This window comes from Frankia sp. CoWAU3, from assembly GCF_977971855.1.
In genome coordinates, this window is sequence record NZ_CDWWXB010000298.1 from 2,184 (window position 1) to 2,675 (window position 492).

At 69.3% G+C, this 492-nt stretch carries 1 protein-coding gene and 1 pseudogene; both read right to left on the reverse strand.

What is annotated here, in order from left to right; all coding sequences use genetic code 11:
* Nucleotides 1-58 precede the first annotated feature (58 nt).
* On the reverse strand, nt 59-289 hold the full coding sequence (locus AC08ON_RS17475) for a hypothetical protein (RefSeq protein WP_476617375.1): 231 nt from the start codon (nt 287-289) through the stop codon (nt 59-61).
* A 9-nt stretch (nt 290-298) separates the two neighbouring features.
* A pseudogene (locus AC08ON_RS17480) lies at nt 299-492 on the reverse strand (IS110 family transposase); the annotation flags it as partial.

Genomic DNA, 492 nt, shown 5'->3' on the forward strand with positions numbered 1-492 from the left:
TGATGATGGCCTCGGCGACGGTCCGGCCGACCCCGGGGATCGTGACCAGGTGGTCAAGCTAGCGGGCAAAAGGGCGCATCTCCTCCTCGATCCGCGTCGACAGTTCCTCGATCGCGGCGGTGAGCTGGTCGATGCGTTCCAGGTGCAGCCGGCACAGGAACGCGTGGTGCTCGGAGAAGCTGCCGGTCAGCGCCTCGACCAGTTTGATGATCTTGGGCCGCATCCTGCCCTTGGCCATCCCGGCCAGGACGTCGGGGTCGCGTTCGCCGTCGATCAGCGCGGCGAGCATCGCCCGCCCCTACACCCCGAGAATGCCGGTGGCCACCGCGGACAGCTTGATCCCGGCGTCCTCGAGTTCCTTCTCCAACCGCTGGGCCTCCCGGGTCCGGTCGGCGGTCAGCGTCGTGCGGTAGCGGGTGAGGTCACGCAGGTGGCGGATCGGCTCCGGCGGCACGAACGACGCCTTGAGCAGGCCGCACTCGCCCAGCTGGC

Excerpts from the sequence above, each read along its gene's own strand:
- AC08ON_RS17475 (WP_476617375.1), bottom strand. The coding sequence starts at position 289 with ATGCTCGCCGCGCTGATCGACGGCGAACGCGACCCCGACGTCCTGGCC.